The organism is Micromonospora sp. NPDC051296 (assembly GCF_040682255.1).
Taxonomy (GTDB): domain Bacteria; phylum Actinomycetota; class Actinomycetes; order Mycobacteriales; family Micromonosporaceae; genus Micromonospora; species Micromonospora craterilacus.
Map to the genome: position 1 here is coordinate 1 of NZ_JBFBAO010000080.1, position 21472 is coordinate 21472.

Genomic DNA, 21472 nt, shown 5'->3' on the forward strand with positions numbered 1-21472 from the left:
GAGGTGGTCCGGCTGCTGCACGAGCAGTCGGCGGACCTCGCCGCCCGGATCGGTGCTCCGCTGGAGATCGCCGGCATCGCCGTACGCAGCGGCCGGAGCGGCTGCGCGGGCGGCCGTGATCTCCTCCGGGGCCATGAACAGCACCGTTGGTGCGGTGAGCGCGGCCCGCCGCCGGCGGGACCGGGGCTCCGCCGCGGGCTCCTCGGCCGCTTCCAGGGCCGGCGGGGCCGCAGGCTGCTCATCCGGGCCGCCCGCCGGCAGGGCAGCAGCGCTCTCGGCCGGCGGGACGGCGGCGCCGAAGTCGGTACCGGCCGGGGGCTCGGCAGCGGCCGGCGGTTCCACGATCGCAGGCTCCTGGCTCGGCCCGGCCGCCGGCTCCGCCGGGGGCTCGGCGGCCGCCGCGGGAGCCGCCTTCTTGCGGCGGGTACGGGTCACCTTGACCGGCGGTACGACATCTCCGGCGGCGGCCTCGACCTCGGCCGCGGCCAGCGGCTCGTCGACGGCCTTCTGAGCGGTGGTGGCCTTGCGACGCCGGCGGGTGGTCTTCGGCACGGCGTCGAGGTCGCCGGAGACCGGGGCGAAGACCTCGGCCTGCGGCGCTTCCCCGCTGCCCACGGCCGGGGCGCTGGACGCCTCCACCGGGGCGTCGGTCTGCTCCGGCTGGCTGACCGGGGTGGCCCGGCGCCGGGAGGCACGCCGCTTGGGCGGCGTCTCGGCGGCCGACGCGCCGCCCAGGTCGGCGGCACCGCTCACGGTGCCGGCGGCCTGCTCGGGCGCGACGGCGTCCGGCACGGGGCCGGTCGCGTCCTGCGGCGCGCCGGCACCGGTTGCCTCACTCGCCGCGCCGGCGGTGCTGTTCTCGGCGGTCTCGGCGGCCGGGTTTGCGCCGGTCCGTTCGCCGCCCTCGGGCTCGTTCTCGAGCATGGACGTTCTCCAGTTCTGGCTTCCCCGGGCGCGGGTGAGCGCTGCCACGCAGGGTTGCCGCAAAGGTGTTTCCCCGGGCGCACGGCGTGCGCGACCGGCGAAGTCTGCCTGCCTGGGTGCCGACCGTCGGTCAGCGCCCGCCGATGGTTGCCCCGTCGCGGTCCGCGTCCAGCGGATCCACGATCGCACCCTGCGCGGTCAGCGTGCCCTGAGCCAGCCGGATCACCTTCGGGGCCACCGGCGGCTCCAGGCCGGCCACCACGCGGAGGCCGGAAAGGACGTCATCGGGCCGTACGGACGGGGTGACCTGCCGCACGACCAGTTCGAGTATCGCACACGGTACGGCCGGGGCCACGGAAGGCGTCACCGGCGGGGCGCTCACATCGATGGCAATAACCGCGCCCCGCGCGTCGAAGGTCCGCCGCCCCTGCTTGGTCATCCGCTCGACCATTACCTCCTCGGCGGCGGTGAAGGCGGTCACCGCCTCCGCCAGCACGGCGGGATCCACCTCCGGCAGCTCGATCCGCCAGTGGGACGCCTCGATCCGGTCGGCCAGGCCGCCGCCGGTGGCCACCACGACGTCGAGCACGTCGAGGCCGGGCGAGAGGGCGGCGTCCAGCGCCGCGCGCAGCGCGGCCGGGTCGACCGGCTCCCGCAGGCCGACCTCCAGGTACTCCGCCTCGCTCGCCACCCCGGTCGGCGCCGCGCTGGCGTACGAGATCTTGGGGTGCGGGGTGAAACCCTGGGAGAAGGCCACCGGTACGCCGGCGCGGCGCAACGCCCGCTCGAACGCCCGGGCGAAGTCCCGGTGCGAGGTGAACCGCAGCGGGCCACGCTTGGCGTACCGGATCCGGACGCGCTGGACGACCGGTGCCTGGCCGCCTTCGGGCTGTGGTTTCCTACTGATCGTCCTGCTCCTCGGTGTCGGACCCCTCCCGGGGCGCCGGGGTCACTGCTGGGCGCCGGCGGGCAGCTTCAGACCGTTGACCGGGGTCAGCGGGAGCAGCTTCCGGCCGGTCGGGCCGATCTGGATCTCGGTGTCCATGGCCGGGCAGACGCCGCAGTCGAAGCAGGGCGTCCACCGGCAGTCGTCCTGCTCGTACTCGCTGAGCGCGTCCTGCCAGTCCTGCCAGAGCCAGTCCTTGTCCAGGCCGGAGTCGAGGTGGTCCCAGGGCAGCACCTCCAGCTCCTCGCGCTCCCGGGTGGTGTACCAGTCGAGGTCCACCCCGAAGGAGGGCAGCACCTCGGCGGCGGCGTCCACCCAGCGCTGGTACGAGAAGTGCTCGCTCCAGCCGTCGAACCGGCCGCCGTTCTCCCAGACCCGGCGGATCACCGCGCCGACCCGGCGGTCACCGCGGGACAGCAGGCCCTCGATCAGCGACGGCTCGCCGTCGTGGTAGCGGTAGCCGATCGCCCGGCCCAGTGAGCGGTCGGCGTTGATCGCCTGCTTGAGCAGCTTGAGCCGGTGGTCGATGACCTCCGGACGCTCCATCGCCGCCCACTGGAACGGGGTGTGCGGCTTCGGCACGAACCCGCCGATGGAGACGGTGCAGCGGATGTCCTTGGAGCCGGTGGCGGCACGGCCCGCCTTGATCACCTCGTGCGCCATGGCGGCGATCTCCAGGACGTCCTCGTCCGTCTCGGTGGGCAGGCCGCACATGAAGTAGAGCTTCACCTGCCGCCAACCGTTGGTGTACGCGGTGACCACGGTGCGGATGAGGTCGTCCTTCGACACCATCTTGTTGATCACCTTGCGGATCCGCTCCGACCCGCCCTCCGGGGCGAAGGTCAGACCGGTCCGCCGGCCGTTGCGGGACAGTTCCTGGGCCAGGTCGATGTTGAACGCGTCCACCCGGGTGGACGGCAGCGAGAGCGAGACGTTGGTGCCCTGGTACTGCTCGGCGAGGCCGGAGCACATGTCGCCGATCTCGGAGTGGTCGGCCGACGACAGCGACAGCAGGCCCACCTCGTGGAAGCCGGAGAACTCCAGCCCCTGCTGCACCATCTGCCCCACGGTGGTGATCGACCGCTCGCGCACCGGACGGGTGATCATGCCCGCCTGGCAGAACCGGCAGCCCCGGGTGCAGCCCCGGAAGATCTCCACCGCGTACCGCTCGTGCACCGTCTCGGCCAGCGGGACGAGCGGCTTCTTCGGGTACGGCCAGGCGTCCAGGTCCATCGTCGTGCGCTTGTGCACCCGGAACGGCACGTCCGCCCGGTTCGGCACGACCCGCTGGATCCGGCCGTCGGGCAGGTAGTCCACGTCGTAGAAGCGCGGCACGTAGACGCTCTCGGTCCGGGCCAGCCGCAGCAGCAGCTCGTCCCGGCCGCCCGGGCAGCCCTCGGCCTTCCACTCCCGGACGATTCCGGTGATCTCCAGCACCGCCTCCTCGCCGTCGCCGAGCACGGCGGCGTCGACGAAGTCGGCGATGGGCTCGGGGTTGAACGCGGCGTGCCCGCCGGCCACGATCACCGGATCGGCATCGGTGCGGTCGGCCGCGAGCAGCGGTACGCCGGCCAGGTCGATCGCGGTGAGCAGGTTGGTGTAGCCCAGCTCGGTGGCGAACGACACTCCGAACAGATCGAAATCGCGGACCGGGCGGTGGGCGTCGACGGTGAACTGCGGCACGCCGTGGGCGCGCATCAGCTTCTCCAGGTCCGGCCAGACCGCGTACGTCCGCTCGGCGAGCACGTCGGGCAGCTCGTTGAGCACCTCGTAGAGGATCTGCACGCCCTGGTTGGGCAGGCCGACCTCGTACGCGTCGGGGTACATCAGCGCCCAGCGCACGGTCGCCGCGTCCCAATCCTTGACCACCGCGCCCAGCTCGCCACCGACGTACTGGATGGGCTTGGACACCAGGGGCAGCAACGGCTCCAGCTGGGGCCACATGGAGTTGGCCGCGACGGGGCGCGGCGTGGTGGACGGGACGCTCATGATGCCCAAGGGTACGCGCCCGTCCACCGACCACCACGCCACACCTGCCCGGCCCGGTTGTCAACGAGCCGCCCCTGCTCCACCACCCCCGGCGCTCGCCGCACGGGCTCGGTGCGCCTCGCCGCACGGGTCGGGGCCGGGAGCCGGATTCGGTCACGGTGGCACATCGGTACTAACCTCGGGTCGGCGCGAGAGGAGATTGCCGCGATGCCGGAGCCGCAGCCGGGAGCAGACCGGCCGGTCGACGGGAACCTTCCCGATTCACCTCAGGAAGGGGAGCCGGTGGTCACCCAGGAGCAGCCCTCCAGCGGGGCCGGCGAGGAACCGACCCGGCCGGCCACGACCGGGCCTGGCGAGGAACCCACCCGACCGGCCGACGCCGACTCTGGCGGGCAAGCCACCCGGCAGGTCACCGCCGGGGAGGGTGACGAAGGCGGCACCACGGCGAAGGGCGACCAGGGCCCCGCTCCGGCCGGCGAGGTCGGCCCGCAGGGCACCCGGGTACTGCCCGACCCGGCGGCGGAGGAAGCGCCGGCGCCACGGTGGAGCGGCTCGGCCTCCGTCCCGCCGCCGACGCCGCGCCGCCGGGCGTGGGGCGCGTCCGCCGACCCGACCCCGCCACCGCCCGCGCCGGCACCCGAGCCCGAGCACCAGACCCCGGTGGACCCGTGGGCCGGTGTGGACACCAGTGGGTGGGAACTCCCGTCGGCCGACTTCCCCGCCCTGCCGCCCACGCTGTCCTACCCGGCCCCGCCGCCGACCCGGCCATACTCCGGGCCCCCGGCACCGCCGCCGGTCCAGCCGCCGCCCGGGGCACACCTACCGCCGGCGTCGCGGGTCCCGCCGCCGCCGATGCCGACCTCGCCGGCCACCCCGATGCGGCCGGCCGGGCCGGCGTATCCGCCGCCGGCCCACCCCATCCCGCCGGCCCATCCGATCCCCCCGGCCGCGCCGCCGCCCGTTCGTGGCCGGCTGGGAAAGAAGGCGCGGCCGGTCGCGCCGCCGCCCGGTTGGCAGGCACCCCCGGGGTACGTCCCGGTCGCCGTCCGCAAGCGGCGCCGCTGGCCCTGGGTGCTGCTGCTGGCCCTGGCCTGCTGCTGCGGCTGCCCGGCCTACTACGGCACGCCGATGGTCGCCCAGTACCCGGCGAGCGCCGCACTGCCGGCGCAGGTGGCCGACCTGCAACTGCGCGAGGACGCGCGCAGCACGCAGACCGCCCGGCAGTTGGAGACGCAGATGCGCCAGGCGCACTTGCTCGCCGAGGACACCTTCGCCGGCATCTACGCCACCCGCGCCGGCAAGCGGGTGACCGTCTTCGGCGGCACCGGATTCCGGCTCACCCCCTCGGCGGACGCCGACGCCGAGATCGAGCGGCTCACCGAGCAGTACGCCCTCGGCGAGGCGCAGGTCGTGGAGAGCAGCGTCCGGGGCCGGCACGAGCGCTGCGCGGTAGGTCGCTCCGACGGCGTCGGAGTGGTGGTCTGCACCTCGGTCGACCACGGCAGCATCACCAGTGCGGTCTTCACCGACCTCTCGGTGGACGACAGCGCCCGGCTGCTCGGCACCCTGCGGAAGCAGATCGTCAACACAAACGGCTGACCGGCGGGCCAGCCTCGCACACACCGACGCTCCAATGTGGGACAATTGGGGCATGCCGCCGCAGCGTTGGCTCTTCGCCGACCAGTTGGGGCCGCACTTTCTCGACGATCGCCACCAGCCGGTGCTGCTGATCGAGTCCAAGGCGGTCTTCCGGCGTCGCGCGTTCCACCGGCAGAAGGCGCACCTGGTGCTGTCGGCACTGCGCCACCGCGCGGCCGAGCTTGGTGACCAGGCGGTCTTCCTCCGCGCCGAGACCTACCGGCAGGCGCTGCGCCGGGTACGCGAACCACTGGAGGTCTGCCACCCGACCTCTCGGGCGGCCCTGGACTTCGTCCGCGGACTGGACCGGGTCACCGTGCTGCCGCCGCGCGGCTTCGTCACCGGCCTCGACGAGTTCGCCGACTGGGCGGACGGCCGGCGGGGTGCGCTGCGGATGGAGTCGTTCTACCGGTTCGCCCGGGAGCACCACCGGGTGCTGGTCGACGGCGACGAGCCGGTCGGCGGGCGGTGGAGCTTCGACCCCGAGAATCGCCAGCCCCCGCCGAAGGGCGCCGACCGCCTCGCTGTGCCGCCTCCGCCGATGCCCCGCGAGGACGACATCGACGCCGAGGTCCGAGCCGACCTCGACCGGTGGGAACGGGAGGGCATCCGGTTCGTCGGGCGGGACGGCCCACGCCGCTTCCCGGTCACCACCCGCGAGGCGCAGGCCCGGCTGCGGCACTTCCTCAAGCACCGGCTGCCCTCGTTCGGCCCGTACGAGGACGCGATGCTCGCGGGCGACCCGTGGCTGGCGCACAGCCTGCTGTCCTCCTCGTTCAACCTCGGTCTGCTCGATCCGATGGCGGCGATCCGGGCCGCGGAGCAGGCGTACCGCAAGCAGGGTGCGCCGCTGCCCAGCGTGGAGGGTTTCATCCGGCAGGTCCTCGGCTGGCGGGACTTCATCTGGAACCTGTACTGGTATTTCGACTCCGGCTACCGGCGCGGCAACGCGCTGGCCGCCCGACAGTCGGTGCCGGCCTGGTTCCGCGACCTGGACGCCGAGGCCGTGCAGGCGCGCTGCCTGTCGGGCGTGCTGTCCGACCTGCGCGAGCACGGCTGGGTGCACCACATTCCCCGGCTGATGGTGCTGGGCAACTACGCGCTGCAACGCGGCTGGCGACCGGCGGAGATGGTGGACTTCTTCCACCGCAGCTTCGTCGACGGCTACGACTGGGTGATGACCGTCAACGTCGTCGGCATGAGCCAGTACGCCGACCTCGGGCGGATGAGCACCAAGCCGTACGTGGCGGGCGGCGCGTACATCAACCGGATGAGCGACTACTGCGGCGGCTGCCGGTACGACCCGAAGACCCGGCTGGGCGAGCACGCCTGCCCCTTCACCGCCGGCTACTGGTCGTTCCTGTCCCGCAACCGGGACCGGATCCCGGGCAACGCCCGGCTGGCCCGCACCATGGCCCAGCTGGATCGGCTCGGCGACGTCGACCAGGTACGCGCCCAGGAGGACCGCCGCGGCGCGGCCCCACCCTGACCGTTGGGATCAGCCGCCGTTGGGTCCGTCGGCGGCCGGCGGTTGGGCCCGGGGCGGGGCGTACCGGGACACGTACTCCTGGCCGGTGAGCTTCTGGATCTCGCCCATCATCTCGTCGGTCATCTGCCGCAGCGAGAGCCGGTCGTCCGGCCGGCCGGTGAAGTCCAGCGGCTTGCCGAACTTGACGGTGATGTTCCCGGTGAAGGGTCGCGGCAGCCGGGCACCGATCGGCTGCACCTTCTCGGTGCCGATCATGCCGACCGGGATGATCGGCACGCCGGCCGAGATGGCGAGACGGACCGCCCCGGTGCGTCCCCGGTACAGCCGCCCGTCCGGCGAGCGGGTGCCCTCCGGGTAAACCACCACCAGGTCACCGCCCTTGAGCGCCGGGATGGCGGCGTCGAACGCGGACAGCGCGGCCCGGCCGCCGGCCCGCTCCACCGGAATCGCGCCGAGGCCGGTGAGCACGAACTTGGAGAACCAACCCTTGACGCCAGTCCCCTTGAAGTACTCGGACTTCGCCCAGAACGCCAGGTGCCGCGGCACGACCGTGCCGAGGAACAGCTCGTCGGCCACCGAGAGATGGTTACCGGCGAAGATCGCCCCGCCGGTCTCCGGGACGTGCTCCAGCCCCTCCACGGTCGGTCGGAACGCCAGCCGCATCGTCGGCCCCACGGTGAGCTTGCCGATGGTGTAGAGCAGCGGCACTGGTCCTCCGGCAGATCGAGTGAGGTAAGGGCGGTGTCACCGTAGCGGACCGCTGCACACCATCATGCGCGAGGTGGGCCGGGTCCGCTGGCTGGGTGACGGGTGTTAAGAAGGGACCCCTTCACCGCCTCAGGCGTTAAGAAGGGGCCCCTCCTTTCCCGTCAGACTCGGCGGACGGCGACCGTGACCCGTTCGCCGTCGCCGACCTCGCCGGCGAAGCCGTCGATCCCCTCGGCGAAGTCGACGCTGTCGGCGAGCACCTCCCCGGCCACGAAGTCGGCGTACCCGGACACCGCAGCCCGGACCTCCTCGGAGGCCGACACCGACACCACGATCCGGTCGGAGACGTCCAGGTCGGCGTCCCGGCGGGCCTGCTGCACCACCCGAACGACATCCCGAGCCAGCCCCTCGGCGGCCAGCTCGGGGGTGACCGTGGTGTCCAGCACCACCACTCCCTCGCCACCGGGCAGCGGCGCCGAGTGCTCGGCGTCGGCCGCGACCAGGCGCAGCTCGTACTCCCCCTCGGCGAGGGTGACGCCGGCGGCGACCGGGGCGCCGTCGACCAGCTCCCACTCCCCGACCTTGACCGCCTTGATCACCTGCTGCACCTGCTTGCCGACCCGGGGCCCGAGCGCCCGGGGAACCACGGTCAGCACCTGCTGGCAGTACGCCGACACCTCGTCGGTGAACTCCACCTGCTTGACGTTGACCTCGTCGGCGACCAGGTCGGCGAAGGGACGCAGCTGGTCGGCCACCGGCGAGGCCACGGTCAGCTTCGACAGTGGCAGCCGCACCCGCAGCCCCTTGGCCTTGCGCAGCGACAGCGCCGCCGAGGCGACTGCCCGGGTGGCGTCCATCGCGGCCACCAGGTCGTGGTCGGCCGGGAACTCCGTGGCCTGCGGCCAGTCCACCAGGTGCACCGAACGCTCGCCGGTCAACCCGCGCCAGATCTCCTCCGCGGTCAGCGGCGCCAGCGGCGCCAGCACCCGGCAGAGCGTCTCCAGCACCGTCGACAGCGTGTCGAACGCGTCGGCGTCCCCGCTCCAGAACCGGTCCCGCGAGCGGCGCACGTACCAGTTGGTCAGCGCGTCCAGGTAGGACCGCACGGTGGCGCAGGCACCGGAGATGTCGTACGCGTCCATCTGTGCGCCGACGGTCGACACCAGCTCGTTCGTCTTCGCCAGCAGGTACCGGTCGAGCAGGTGCGTCGAGTCGGTCCGGCGTCGGGCGGTGTAACCGTCGGCGTTGGCGTAGAGCGAGAAGAAGTACCAGACGTTCCACAGCGGCAGCAGCACCTGCCGGACGGCGTCCCGGATCCCCGACTCGGTCACCGGCATGTCCCCGCCGCGCAGTACCGGCGAGGACATCAGCATCCAGCGCATCGCGTCCGAGCCGTACGAGTCGAAGACGTGGTACACGTCCGGGTAGTTGCGCAGGCTCTTGGACATCTTGCGCCCGTCGGAGCCGAGCAGGATGCCGTGGCTGAGGCAGTTGCGGAATGCCGGCCGGTCGAACAGCGCGGTGGCCAGCACGTGCATGGTGTAGAACCAGCCGCGGGTCTGCCCGATGTACTCGACGATGAAGTCGCCCGGGTAGTGGTGCTCGAACCAGTCACGGTTCTCGAACGGGTAGTGCACCTGGGCGAACGGCATCGAGCCGGACTCGAACCAGCAGTCCAGCACCTCCGGCACCCGGCGCATCATGGACTTTCCGGTCGGGTCGTCCGGGTTGGGGCGGACCAGCTCGTCCACCGCCGGCCGGTGCAGGTCGGTCAGGCGTACGCCGAAGTCCCGCTCCAGCTCGGCGAGCGACCCGTAGACGTCCACCCGGGGGTAGTTCGGGTCGTCCGAGCGCCACGCCGGGATCGGCGAGCCCCAGAACCGGTTCCGGCTGATCGACCAGTCCCGGGCGTTGGCCAGCCACTTGCCGAACGAGCCGTCCTTGATGTGCCCCGGCGTCCAGTTGATCTGCTGGTTCAGCTCGACCATCCGGTCCTTGAACCTGGTCACCGCGACGAACCAGGACGACACCGCCTTGTAGACCAGCGGGGTGTCGCAGCGCCAGCAGTGCGGGTACGAGTGGGTGTAGGTGTCCTGCTTGAGCACCACCCCCCGATCCTTGAGCTCCCGGATGACCGGCTTGTTGACGTCGAAGACCTGCTCGCCCTGGTACGGCGGGACCAGCCCGGTGAACCGGGTGTGGTCGTCCACGGTGACGATGGTCGGGATGCCGGCCGCGTTGCAGACGTTCTGGTCGTCCTCGCCGAAGGCCGGGGCCAGGTGGACGATCCCGGTGCCGTCCTCGGTGGTCACGAACTCCGCGCCGAGCACCTGGTAGGCGTTCTCACCGGCGTGCTCCACCAGGAAGTCGAACAGCGGCGTGTACCGCCGCCCCACCAGATCGGCACCGCGCACCGTGCCGACCTGCTGGTACCCCTCCAGTTCCTTGGCGTACGCGCCGAGCCGCGCGGCACCCACCAGGTAGCGCTGCCCGTCGCGCTCAAGCACCGCGTACTCGATGTCGGGGCCGACGGCGAGCGCCAGGTTCGACGGCAGGGTCCACGGCGTGGTGGTCCAGACGCCGAGCCGGACCGGCCCGCGGACCAGCTCCGGCGCGGTCTCGTCCGCGGTCAGCTCGAACCACACGCTCAGCGTCGGGTCGTGCCGGTCCCGGTAGACGTCGTCCATCCGGGTCTCGGTGTTCGACAGCGGGGTCTCGCACCGCCAGCAGTACGCCAGCACCCGGAAGCCCTCGTAGACCAGACCCTTGTCGTGCAGGGTCTTGAAGGCCCACATGACGCTTTCCATGTAGTCCAGGTCGAGGGTCTTGTAGTCATTGGCGAAGTCGACCCAGCGGGCCTGCCGGGTGACGTACCGCTCCCAGTCCTGGGTGAACTCCAGCACCGAGGTGCGGCACGCCTCGTTGAACCGGGCCACGCCGAGGTCGAGGATCTCCGCCTTGCTGGTGATGCCGAGCTGCTTCTCGGCCACCACCTCGGCTGGATGCCGAAGCGCCGCTCCACCCGCCGGCCGCGCATGGTCTGGTAACGCGGCACCACGTCCTTGACGTACCCGGTGAACAGGTGCCCGTAGTGCGGCAGGCCGTTGGCGAAGGGCGGACCGTCGTAGAAGACGTACTCGTTACCGCCGTTCTCGCCCGGGTCGCGGGCGTCCACGGACGCCTCGAAGGTCTTGTCGGCCGTCCAGTGCTCCAGCACCCGGCGCTCGACCGCGGGCAGGTCCGGGCTCGCCGGGACGCCGGCGGCGGTCGGGTCGTGCAACGGATAGGCCATCGGGGGTCGCTCTCCTCAGCAGCTCACTCGTCGTGGGTCTGCGAGGACGAGCCCTTGTCCGGTACGCCGTCACCGGCGCCCCGGGCCGGACCCGCGGTACCACCCCGCTTGACGGCCAAAATACGACCGCCCGCTCGTTGACCGGCTGTGACGGGCCGGACCCGTCCGGTTCTACTGAGCCGGTCACCCGGCCGTTCTTCCGGAGGCTCACCGGTGATAGCCGGATCATCGCCATACACTCCCGATAATACCCACCCCCACCCCACCCGCCCCCCGATAACCCCCCTCCCTCGGCACATGACCGGCGTCACAGGGTCGGGGTGTCACGCTGCGGCGCGCCCGGGCCGTCGTGTCGGTGTCACATCCACCGACAGGGAGGTCGTCATGCAGCGGATGAACGTGGCCGAGGTGGCGCCGGAGGCGTACCAGAGCGTGCTGGGGCTGGAGAAGTACGTCCGGGCCAACGTGGACCACACCGTGCTGGAGCTGGTGAAACTGCGTGCGTCGATGCTGAACGGCTGCGCGTACTGCGTCGACATGCACAGCCGGGAAGCGGCAGCCGCCGGGGAGTCGAACCGCCGGTTGTTCGCGGTGGCCGCCTGGCGCGAGGCGCCCTTCTTCGACGAGCGGGAACGCGCCGCGCTGGCCCTGACCGACGCGGTGACCCGGCTGGGCGAGCACGGGGTGCCCGACGACGTGTGGGCGTCCGCCGCGGCGGTATGGCCGGAGAAGGCCCTCGCCGACCTGGTCCTGGCCATCGCCACAATCAACGTGTGGAACCGGATCGCGGTGACCTTCCGCAGCCAGCCCCCCACGGACGGGTGAGCCCGCTCGACGCGGTAGAGGCGGCCGGTGCGCTGGACGCGCACCGGCCGATGCTGCTCGGGCTGGCGTACCGGTTGCTGGGCAGCCGGCACGACGCCGAGGACGTGCTGCAGGAGGCGTACCTGCGTTGGGTACGCGTCGACCGCGCCGGGGTGACCGAGCCACGCCGCTACCTGTCCCGGGTGGTGACCCACCTGGCGATGGACCGGCTACGGGCCCGGCAGGCCGCCCGGGAGGCGTACGTCGGGCCGTGGCTGCCGGAGCCCGTGCCGACCGCGCCGTCGCCGTTCGGGCCGCTGGAACGCGTCGAACTGCGCGACTCGCTCTCCATCGCGCTGCTGCACCTGCTGGAGCGGCTCACCCCGCCGGAGCGCGCGGTCTACGTGCTGCACACGGCCTTCGAGCTGCCGTACGCCGAGATCGCCGAACTGTTGGACCGATCCGCCGATGACTGTCGTCAGCTGCACCACCGGGCGACCGCCCGGATCGGGCGCGAGCCCCGGTTCACCGCCGGGCCGGCGGAGCAGGAGCGGCTGCTGGAGGCGTTCCTCGCCGCCGCCGACGAGGGCGACCTGGCCGCCCTGACCGACCTGGTCGCCGCGGACGCGACCGCGTGGAGCGACGGCGGCGGCCGGGTGCGGGCCGCCCGCAAACCGGTGACCGGGGCCGACCGGGTCGCCCGGTTCGTGCTGGGGATCCGGGACCGAGGCGGGCCGCTGACCGTGCACCGCACGGAACTCAACGGTCAGCCAGCCGCCGTGATGGTGCCCGCGGCCGGCCGGCGGTACGTGGTCACCCTCGGCACCGCCGACGGCCGGATCACCGACGTCTTCATCGTGGCCAACCCCGACAAGCTGCCCTGGCTGGTCTGAAGCGTCAGCTCAGCTCGGTGAATCAGCCCAGCTCGGGGAACCAGAGCGCGAGCTCCCGCTTGGCGCTGTCGGCCGAGTCGGAGGCGTGCACCAGGTTCTCTCGGTTGGACAGGGAGAGGTCGCCCCGGATGGTGCCGGCGGCGGCCTTGCGCCCGTCGGTGGCCCCGATCAGACCGCGCACCACCTCGATGACCTGGTCGCCGGAGAGCACCACCGCGACCAGCGGGCCGCCGGTCATGAACGCCTTCAGCGGCGGGTAGAACGGCTTGTCGACGTGCTCGGCGTAGTGCTCGTCGGCCAGCGCGGCGTCCATCGTCCGGGACACCATCGCGTCGATCCGCAGCCCCTTGCGCTCGAAGCGGGAGATGATCTCGCCGACAATTCCACGGCGAACCGCGTCGGGCTTGATCAGTACGAGCGTGCGCTCGTCCGGGCTGCTGCTGGACACGCTGGGTTCCTCCTCAGGGCGGAAGCCGGTCGGGCTGGGTACGGTCAGCCTAGCGACCCGGTCCCGGCGCCGGCGCGGTGGTCGGTCCTTCCCCCGGCCTCCGATCCGGCCTAGCCTGGCCCTGACCACCCGGGAGGTCCACTGTGGCGAATGGCGGGAGCCGGCCCATCGCACCGGTACGCAAGCTGATCGCCGCGGTGCTCGGCACCGTGGCCACCTTCGTGATCCTCTTCGGCCTGGGCATGACCAGCTGGGCCATCGTCGCGCTCGGGGTCGCCCTGCTGGTGCTGGCGATCGCGCTGGCCACCGTACGCGGCGGCGGTCGCACCTGGGTGGTGGGGGCCGGACACGTGCACAGCGCCTCCGAGCCGCCCACCCAGTACGCCTTCGGGCGCTGCGAACTCCAGTTGGTGATCGACGCTCCCGGGCTCCCGCCCCGGTCGAAGAAGATCATCGAGCCGCGGGTGCCGGTCTCCAAGTGGCCGTCGCTGGGCCAGTCCCTGCCGATCCGGGTGGCGTTGGACGACCCGCGACACGTCCGGGTCCTCTGGGACGAGGTGCCCACCCACGCCGAGGCCGGCACCGCCGACCTACCTCCGGAGTTCGCCAGCGAGTTCGCCGGTCAGGGCCCGCCGGACGAGGTGCTCATCGGGCAGCAGGCCCCGCCGTGGGCCGGACGGGCACCCGAGGACGACTTCCACGACCCACTGGGCGACCCGCTGGCTGACCCGCTCCGCGACGATCCGGCCAAGCCCGTCGAACAGCGGGAGACGGTGCGGGTACGCCAGCGTCCGGGCGCCCCGGTGGTGCTGGAGGGGACCGTGGTGGAGCAGGCCAGCGACCAACCGCTGCCCCGCCGGGCCACGCCCGCACCCCGCTCGCCGGCCGAGGAGCGGTTCGCGGCGCCACCGGCCGAGGAGGAGACACCGCTGGCCGGCGAGTTCTCCGGCCCGCCGCTGGCCGGCGAGTTCTCCGGCCCGGCCACGGCCGAGCGACAGGCCGACCCGCCGCCCGCCCCGACGGATCCGCTCGACCCGCTCGATCTCCCGCTGGACGATCCGGCGCCGCGCCCGAGCAGCGGCGGTGGCGCGGGCGCGGCAGCCACCGGGGACCGGCCGGTCGGCACCCGGGTTCAGCCGGCCGGCGGGCGGGAAGAGACGGTCGGCGCTCGAGAGCTGGACGAGGCGATCTTCGGCTTCGACCCGGACGCCGCCGACCCGGCCGCGCCGATCAGTGGCGTGGGCATCACCCTGCTGGTCACCGAGCTGTCCCGCTCCCTGGAGTTCTACCGGGACCGGCTCGGATTCAGCGAGGTCGACCGGGGCACCGGCAACGCCGTGCTCGGTTCCGGGGCGACCCGGTTGGTGCTGCGGGAGGTGACCGGCGCCCAGCCGATCAGCCGTCGCCTGGTACACGTCAACCTCGACGTCGACGACATCCAGTCGGCGTACGAGCGGCTGCGCGACTCCGGCGTCCGGTTCACCTACGCCCCGCGGGTGGTCAACCGTGGCACCAAGCTGGAGGTGTGGGCGGCGGCGTTCCGCGACCCGGACGGTCACGGCATCGCACTGACCCAGTGGCGGGAGCGCGCCGAGGCGTAGTCGGCCCTGGGCAGCTGACTGCGGCTAGCCCAGGATCACCCGGCGCACGTGCAGGGCGTACGCCCACACCAGCGCGAACATGACGCCCAGCACGAACAGCGACCAGTGCAGCAGCCCGGACAGCAACAGCAGCCCCTGCAGGACGGTGCCGGCGTGCCACGCCCACGACCGGCGCATCATGCCGGCCAGCGCGGCCGAGGCCACTGCCAGGGCCACCACCACCCCGATCGCGGGGCCGCCGAGGTCACCGCCGACCACCCTGATCGGCTGGATGGCCAGCAGCAGCACCAACGCCTCCAGGGCGAGGGTGCCCGCGCCGAGGCCGCGTACCGCCCGCTGCGGGTCACGCAACCCCGACCGGCGCGACCCCGGCGCACCGCCGGGCTCACCGGCATCGTCAGGCCGGGGAGTGCCGTCCGGCCCGGTCATCGCTTCAGCAACCGGCGGGCGTCGGCCACGGTCACCACCGAGCCGGTGATGAGCACCCCGACCCCGGCCAGCTCGCCCGGTACGTCCTCCTCGGCCAGCGCCACCGCCGCCTCGATCGCGTCCGGCATCTCCTCGGCCACCTCGACCCGATCCGGCCCGAACACCTCGGCGGCGAGCGCGGCCAGTTCCTCTACGGGCAGCGCCCGCGGCGAGCTGTTCCGGGTCACCACCAGCTGGTCGACCACCGGCTCCAGGAGCTCCAGCAGGCTGGCCGCGTCCTTGTCGGCCAGCACGCCCACCACCGCGACCAGCTTGCTGAACGCGAACTCCTCCTGCAGCGCGGTGACCGTGGCCGCCATCCCCTGCGGGTTGTGCGCGCCGTCCAGCAGGATCGTCGGGGCGCTGCGGACCCGCTCCAGCCGCCCGGGGGAACTGGCGGCGGCGAAGCCCTCCCGCACCGCCTCCACATCCAGTTGCCGGCGGGCGCCGGCGCCGAGGAACGCCTCGACGGCAGCGAGCGCCACCGCCGCGTTCTGCGCCTGGTGGGCACCGTGCAGCGGGACGAACACCTCCTCGTACACTCCACCCAGACCCTGCAGGGTGAGCACCTGCCCGCCGACCGCGACCGCCCGGTGCAGTACGCCGAACTCGGAGCCCTCCCGGGCGATGGTCGCGCCCACCTCGGCGCACCGTTGCAGGATCGGCCGGGCGGCCTCCTCCTCCTGCGCGGCGCAGATGACCGTGGCGCCGGGGTGGATGATGCCGGACTTGGCGACCGCGATGTCCTGCAGCGTGTCACCGAGCCATTCGGTGTGGTCCAGCCCGATCGGGGTCAGTACGCACACCCCGGCCTGGATCACATTGGTGGCGTCCTCGGCCCCGCCCAGGCCCACCTCGACCACGGCCACGTCGACCGGCGCGTCGGCGAAGGTGGCGAACGCCAGCGCGGTGGTCATGTCGAAGTAGGTCAGCGGCTCGGCCGAGCGCCCGTCGACCAGCTCGGCCAGCGGCTTGACCTCCTGGTACACGGCGGTGAACCGGGCCTCGTCCACCGGCTCGCCGTCCAGGCTGATCCGCTCCCGGACGGTCTCCAGGTGCGGGCTGGTGTACCGGCCGGTGTGCAGCCCGAACGCCCGCAGCAACGAATCGATCATCCGGGCCGTGGAAGTCTTGCCGTTGGTCCCGGTCAGGTGGATCGACGGGTACGCCCGCTGCGGGCTGCCCAGCAGGTCGAGCAGGGACGAGATGCGGTCGAGCTCGAAGACCATCCGGGTGAACCCACGCCCGGCCAGCTCGGCTTCGACCTCGGCGAAGGCGGCGTGCCCGGCGCGGTTGGTCCGGTCGGAAGGCTCTGCGCCCGCCCGGGGATTGGTGCGGGCGGCGCGGTCGGTGCGGTCGGTGCGGTCGGTCACGAGGAAAGCGCCTCCAGGGCGGCGTCGATGCGGGCCAGGTCGGCCTCGGCGACGGCCAGCCGTTCGCGGATCTTGGCGACGACGGGTTCGGGGGCCTTACCGACGAACGCCGGGTTGTCCAGCTTCGCCCGGGCCTGCCCGGCCTCCTTCTCGGCCGCCGCGCGGTCCTTGGTCAGCCGGGCCCGTTCGGCGGCCACGTCGATCGAGCCCCGGGTGTCCAGCGCCACGCTGACCTCTCCGGGCATGGCCAGCGTCGCGCTGGCCTGGAAGTCGTCGCCGGCCGGGTCGAGCCGGGCCAGGGACCGGATCAGCGGCTCGTGTGCCGCGACACCGGCACCGGCCAGCCCGTCGAGCCGGGCGGCGACCCGCTGGGTCGGGCGCAGCCCCTGGTCGGAGCGGAACCGGCGGACCTCGGTGACGACCCGTTGCAGGGTGGCCACCTCCGCCTCGGCGGCGTCGTCGACCAGGGCCCGGTCGGCGGTCGGCCAGGCCGCGTTGAGCAGCGTCTCGCCGCCGGTCAACGCGGTCCACAGCTCCTCGGTGACGAACGGGATCACCGGGTGCAGCAGCCGAAGCAACTGGTCCAGCACGTGACCGAGGACCCGGCGGCTGACCTCGGCCGGCTCGCCGCCACCGGCCAGCACCGGCTTGCTCAGCTCGACGTACCAGTCGCAGACGTCGTCCCAGGCGAAGTGGTACAGCAGGTCGCAGACCTTGGCGAACTCGTACGCCTCGAACTGCTCGTCCACCTCGGCGGTGACGTGGGCCAGCCGGGACAGGATCCACCGGTCGACGGTCGACAGCCGCTCGGCGGCCGGCAGCGGGCCGTTGGTGTGCGCGCCGTTGATCAGCGCGAACCGGGTGGCGTTCCACAGCTTGTTGCAGAAGTTCCGCGACCCCTGGCACCACTCCTCGCTGACCGGCACGTCGCCGCCGGGGTTGGCGCCCCGGGCCAGGGTGAAGCGGGTCGCGTCGGCACCGTAGCGGTCGATCCAGTCCAGCGGGTCGACCACGTTGCCGAACGACTTGGACATCTTCTTGCCGTGCTCGTCGCGGACCATGCCGTGCAGGGCGATCACGTCGAACGGCTGCTTGCCGTCCATCGCGTACAGGCCGAACATCATCATCCGGGCGACCCAGAAGAAGAGGATGTCGTACCCGGTGACCAGCACGCTGGTCGGGTAGAACTTGGCCAGGTCCGGGGTCCGCTCCGGCCAGCCGAGGGTGGAGAACGGCCACAGGCCGCTGGAGAACCAGGTGTCCAGCACGTCCTCGTCCTGGTGCCAGCCCTCGCCGGTCGGCGGCTGCTCGTCAGGTCCGACGCAGACGACCTCGCCGTCCGGGCCGTACCAGACCGGGATGCGGTGGCCCCACCAGAGCTGCCGGGAGATGCACCAGTCGTGCATGTTGTCGACCCAGGCGAAGTAGCGCTTGGCCAGCTCCGCCGGCTCGATCCGGACCCGGCCGTCGCGCACCGCGTCGCCGGCCGCCTTGGCCAGCGGCGAGGTGTTCACGAACCACTGCAGCGACAGCCGGGGCTCGACCGTGGTCCGGCACCGGGAGCAGTGGCCGACGGCGTGCACGTACGGCCGCTTCTCCGCGACGATGCGCCCCTCCTCGCGCAGTGCGGCGACGATCGCCGGACGGGCCTCGAACCGGTCCAGGCCCTGGAACGGACCGTGCGCGGTGATGACGCCCCGCTCGTCCATGATCGTCAGGGCGGGCAGGCCGTGCCGCTGCCCGATCTCGAAGTCGTTCGGGTCGTGCGCCGGGGTCACCTTCACCATGCCGGTGCCGAAGGCCGGGTCGACGTGCGCGTCACCCACGATCGGGATCCGCCGCCCGGTCAGCGGCAGCTCGACCTCGGTGCCGATCAGGTGCCGGTACCGCTCGTCGTCCGGGTGCACCGCCACGGCGGTGTCGCCGAGCATCGTCTCGGCCCGGGTGGTGGCCACCACCACCTCGTCGCTGTAGCGGATCGACACCAGCTCGCCGTCGTCGTCGGTGTGCTCCACCTCGATGTCGGAGAGGGCGGTGAGGCAGCGCGGGCACCAGTTGATGATCCGGTTCGCCCGGTAGATCAGGCCGTCGTCGTACAGCTTCTTGAACATCGTCTGGACGGCGCGCGACAGCCCCTCGTCCATGGTGAAGCGCTCGCGCTCCCAGTCCACCGAGTCGCCGAGCCGGCGCATCTGGCCCAGGATGGCGCCGCCGGACTCGGCCTTCCACTGCCAGACCCGCTCGACGAACTTGTCCCGGCCCAGGTCGTGGCGGGACAGGCCCTGGGCGGCCAACTGCCGCTCGACCACGTTCTGGGTGGCGATGCCGGCGTGATCCATGCCCGGCAGCCAGAGCGCCTCGAAGCCCTGCATCCGCTTACGCCGCACCAGGGCGTCCTGCACGGTGTGGTCGAGCGCGTGACCCATGTGCAGCGAGCCGGTGACGTTCGGCGGTGGGATGACGATGGTGTACGGGGGCTTGTCGCTGTCCGCTGACGCCCGGAACCGACCGTCGGCTACCCACTGCTCGTACCGTCGCTGCTCTACCTCGCCGGGCTGGTACTGGCCGGCAAGGGTCGGGGCGTCGGGGCGTCGGGCATCCAGGTTCTCGGTCACCCTGAAAGTCTACGGAGCGCTTCGGCGGACCCGACGTGCGCCACCGGCCGTTCGCGTACGGTGTCGGCTATGTCCGACGCACATCTCACCGCACGCCAGCTCGACGAGGGCGCCCCGCCGGTCGACCTGACCGACGAGCCGATCGAGCTGAGCAACCGCGCCCCGGACGACGCCACCGACCGGGCGGCGGTCCGGGGCCGCCGACGGCGCATCGCGGTGGTGCTGCTGGCGGTCCTCGCGCTCGCCGGCATCGCCGCGTTCGGCACCTGGGGTTGGCGAATCACCCAGCAGAAGGACGCGCGGATCACCACCCCGGACACGGCCGCCGGGCTGACCCGGGACGACAGCGAACGGGCGTCGAGCACCGCCGACTACCTGCGCAGCGGCCTCGCCGCCGACATCCAGCTGGACAGCAGCTTCGGCGCCGTCTACCAGGATCCGGCCGACGCCCGCCGCTCCGTGCTGATCTTCGGCGGCACCACCCTTCTCTGGCAGCCGAAGCGGGATCTGGACAGCCTGTTCGGGCTGATGTCCGACGAGACCGGCGCGGTGACCGGCCTGCGCGACGTGTCGGCCGGCAAGCTGGGCGGTGTGATGAGGTGCGGCAGCACCAGCGGCGAGGGCGGAGACTTCGCGGTCTGCGGCTGGGCCGACCACGGCAGCGTGGTGATGGCCATGTTCCCCTTCCGGTCGGTCGACGAGTCCGCGGCACTGTTGCGGGAGATCCGCGAGGCCGTCCAGATCCGCGACTGAACACGCCTGGTTGCGTACCCAGCGTCGGCCGGTCGCCGAATCAGCCGGAACGGGTTCGGGCGACCGGGGTGGCCAGCGCGGCGAGGGCGACCAGGACGCACCCACCGCCGGCCACGGCACACACCAGGGGTACGCCGTACGCCTCGGCGCCCCAGGTGACGACCGCCGCGCCCAGCGGCCCGAGCGCGTAGTGGGTCGCCCAGAACACCGAGGTGACCCGGCCGAGCAGATGGTTCGGGGTCACCTCCTGCCGCAGTGACAACGAGCAGATGGCCCCGACGGCCACCCCGCCGAGGTACGCAGCGGCCAGGGCGGTGACCGCCGGCACGGTACGCACCGAGCCCACCGCCGCCACCGCCACGCCGGCCACCGCCATGCTGCCCGACCAGGTCGCCCCGAACCCGATCCGACGCCGCAGCGGGGCCACCATCAGCGAGCCGACCACGGTCCCGCCGGCCGCGAGCCCCAGCACCAGACCGACGGTGCGGCCCGAGCCGCCCAGGTTGTGCCCGACGTGGTAGATCAGCACGTCGTCGAGCCCGTAGGTGAGGAACAGGAAGACCGACAGCAGCACGGTCAGGCTTCGCAGCACCGGGTGATGCCAGAGGAAGAGGGCGCCGTCCAGCAGCTCGCGGCGCAGGCCTGCGAGGGTCAGTGCGGTCCGCTCGACCCGGACCTGCCGCAGGCGTACGGCGCACAGCGCGAGGGCCGACACGGCGAAGCTCGCGGCGTTCACCGCGACTGCGGTGGCGTACCCGAAGCTGGCGGCGACCACGCCGGCCAGCAGCGGCCCACCGATGCCGGCGATGGCGTAGCTCGCCGACAGCTTGCCGTTGGCCTCCGTGATCCGCCGGACGTCGACGAGCCCCGGCACCGCCGCCACGTACGCCACCCGAAAGATCATGCCGACCGCGGCGCTCGCCGGGAGTACGACGTAGAGCAGCCAGAGCTGCGGTCCCCACAACCACGCCACCGGAACGGCGGCGAACAGCACCGCTCGGGCGAGGTCGCAGCCGATGAGCAGGCGTCGCCGGTCCGCCCGGTCCGCCAGCACGCCCGCGAACACCGCGGTGGCCACGGCCGCAACGCCGGCGACCGCGGTGAGCAGGCCCATCAGCGCCACCGACCCGGTCACCTGGAGCACCAGCAGCGGTACGGCCACCGAGGCGAACCCGTCGCCCACCACGGACAGGGTCTGCGCCGACCAGAAAACGGCGAAGTCGCGGTCCCGCCACAGCGCGGGAGAACTGTCCGCCTCCGCCGTGCGTGCCGTCACCCGCGTGACGCTAGCGCCGGTGCCTCCCAACCGCCTCCGGTTTATCGGCACCAGAGCGCCCGCCCCGCAATGCGACGCCGTCTGGGCCTGGCGGGCCCGCCGCGCCTAACGGGCCGGGGCAGCCGGGCGAAATCCCCGCCCACCGTTCCGTTGGGAATTAGTTGTGGGAATGCGTTGAGGGCCACCCCTAATTAGGGGTGGCCCTCAACGAAAGAATGTCCGGCGGTGTCCTACTCTCCCACACCCTCCCGGGTG

14 protein-coding genes and 2 pseudogenes are annotated in these 21472 nt (G+C 72.6%); 6 read left to right on the forward strand and 10 right to left on the reverse strand.

What is annotated here, in order from left to right; genetic code table 11:
• The 3 genes and pseudogenes from AB0M52_RS11720 to AB0M52_RS11730 all read right to left on the reverse strand — a co-directional run.
• Positions 1-924 (reverse strand): annotated as a pseudogene (locus AB0M52_RS11720) (ribonuclease E/G); the annotation flags it as partial.
• 130 nt (positions 925-1054) lie between these two features.
• A complete protein-coding gene (locus AB0M52_RS11725) occupies positions 1055-1774 on the reverse strand; it encodes a TIGR03936 family radical SAM-associated protein (RefSeq protein ID WP_363952214.1) in 720 nt (239 codons plus the stop codon).
• A gap of 99 nt (positions 1775-1873) precedes the next feature.
• Entirely contained in the window at positions 1874-3859 is a 1986-nt protein-coding gene (locus AB0M52_RS11730) for a TIGR03960 family B12-binding radical SAM protein (RefSeq protein WP_363952185.1), read from the reverse strand.
• A 207-nt stretch (positions 3860-4066) separates the two neighbouring features.
• Between AB0M52_RS11730 and AB0M52_RS11735 the strand changes: the two genes are divergently transcribed.
• Positions 4067-5458 (forward strand): hypothetical protein, encoded by a 1392-nt coding sequence (locus AB0M52_RS11735; RefSeq protein WP_363952188.1) that lies wholly within the window; start codon positions 4067-4069, stop codon positions 5456-5458.
• Positions 5459-5510: 52 nt separating this feature from the next.
• Complete coding sequence (locus AB0M52_RS11740; RefSeq protein ID WP_363952191.1) at positions 5511-6986, forward strand: cryptochrome/photolyase family protein; 1476 nt, start codon at positions 5511-5513, stop codon at positions 6984-6986.
• 9 nt (positions 6987-6995) lie between these two features.
• Here the strand turns inward: AB0M52_RS11740 and AB0M52_RS11745 are convergent, their stop codons facing one another.
• Positions 6996-7694 carry a lysophospholipid acyltransferase family protein gene (locus AB0M52_RS11745; protein WP_363952194.1) on the reverse strand — a complete coding sequence of 233 codons (699 nt, stop codon included), beginning with the start codon at positions 7692-7694 and terminating at the stop codon, positions 6996-6998.
• A 161-nt stretch (positions 7695-7855) separates the two neighbouring features.
• Positions 7856-10986 (reverse strand): annotated as a pseudogene (gene ileS / locus AB0M52_RS11750) (isoleucine--tRNA ligase).
• Positions 10987-11370: 384 nt separating this feature from the next.
• On the opposite strand from ileS, the gene AB0M52_RS11755 reads away from it, so the two are divergent.
• Positions 11371-11811 carry a carboxymuconolactone decarboxylase family protein gene (locus AB0M52_RS11755; protein ID WP_363952196.1) on the forward strand — a complete coding sequence of 147 codons (441 nt, stop codon included), beginning with the start codon at positions 11371-11373 and terminating at the stop codon, positions 11809-11811.
• Entirely contained in the window at positions 11808-12683 is an 876-nt protein-coding gene (gene sigJ / locus AB0M52_RS11760; protein ID WP_363952199.1) for an RNA polymerase sigma factor SigJ, read from the forward strand. The genes AB0M52_RS11755 and sigJ overlap by 4 nt, the downstream gene beginning before the upstream one ends.
• 22 nt (positions 12684-12705) lie before the next feature.
• Here sigJ and ndk read toward each other — a convergent pair whose 3' ends face one another.
• Entirely contained in the window at positions 12706-13131 is a 426-nt protein-coding gene (ndk, locus tag AB0M52_RS11765; RefSeq protein ID WP_363952201.1) for a nucleoside-diphosphate kinase, read from the reverse strand.
• Between the two features lie 143 nt (positions 13132-13274).
• Between ndk and AB0M52_RS11770 the strand changes: the two genes are divergently transcribed.
• On the forward strand, positions 13275-14732 hold the full coding sequence (locus AB0M52_RS11770) for a VOC family protein (protein WP_363952203.1): 1458 nt from the start codon (positions 13275-13277) through the stop codon (positions 14730-14732).
• 24 nt (positions 14733-14756) lie between these two features.
• On the opposite strand, the gene AB0M52_RS11775 is transcribed toward AB0M52_RS11770, so the two are convergent.
• The 3 genes from AB0M52_RS11775 to AB0M52_RS11785 all read right to left on the reverse strand — a co-directional run bounded on the left by AB0M52_RS11775 (position 14757) and on the right by AB0M52_RS11785 (position 19188).
• Entirely contained in the window at positions 14757-15161 is a 405-nt protein-coding gene (locus AB0M52_RS11775) for a DUF4233 domain-containing protein (RefSeq protein ID WP_363952206.1), read from the reverse strand.
• Complete coding sequence (locus tag AB0M52_RS11780; RefSeq protein ID WP_363952216.1) at positions 15158-16429, reverse strand: folylpolyglutamate synthase/dihydrofolate synthase family protein; 1272 nt, start codon at positions 16427-16429, stop codon at positions 15158-15160. The genes AB0M52_RS11775 and AB0M52_RS11780 overlap by 4 nt, the downstream gene beginning before the upstream one ends.
• A 140-nt stretch (positions 16430-16569) precedes the next feature.
• A complete protein-coding gene (locus AB0M52_RS11785) occupies positions 16570-19188 on the reverse strand; it encodes a valine--tRNA ligase (RefSeq protein WP_363952208.1) in 2619 nt (872 codons plus the stop codon).
• 69 nt (positions 19189-19257) lie between these two features.
• Between AB0M52_RS11785 and AB0M52_RS11790 the strand changes: the two genes are divergently transcribed.
• Complete coding sequence (locus tag AB0M52_RS11790) at positions 19258-19941, forward strand: hypothetical protein (protein WP_363952210.1); 684 nt, start codon at positions 19258-19260, stop codon at positions 19939-19941.
• A 40-nt stretch (positions 19942-19981) separates the two neighbouring features.
• On the opposite strand, the gene AB0M52_RS11795 is transcribed toward AB0M52_RS11790, so the two are convergent.
• Positions 19982-21217: an MFS transporter gene (locus AB0M52_RS11795; RefSeq protein ID WP_363952212.1), complete on the reverse strand. Its 1236-nt coding sequence runs from the start codon at positions 21215-21217 to the stop codon at positions 19982-19984.
• Between the last annotated feature and the right edge of the window lie 255 nt (positions 21218-21472).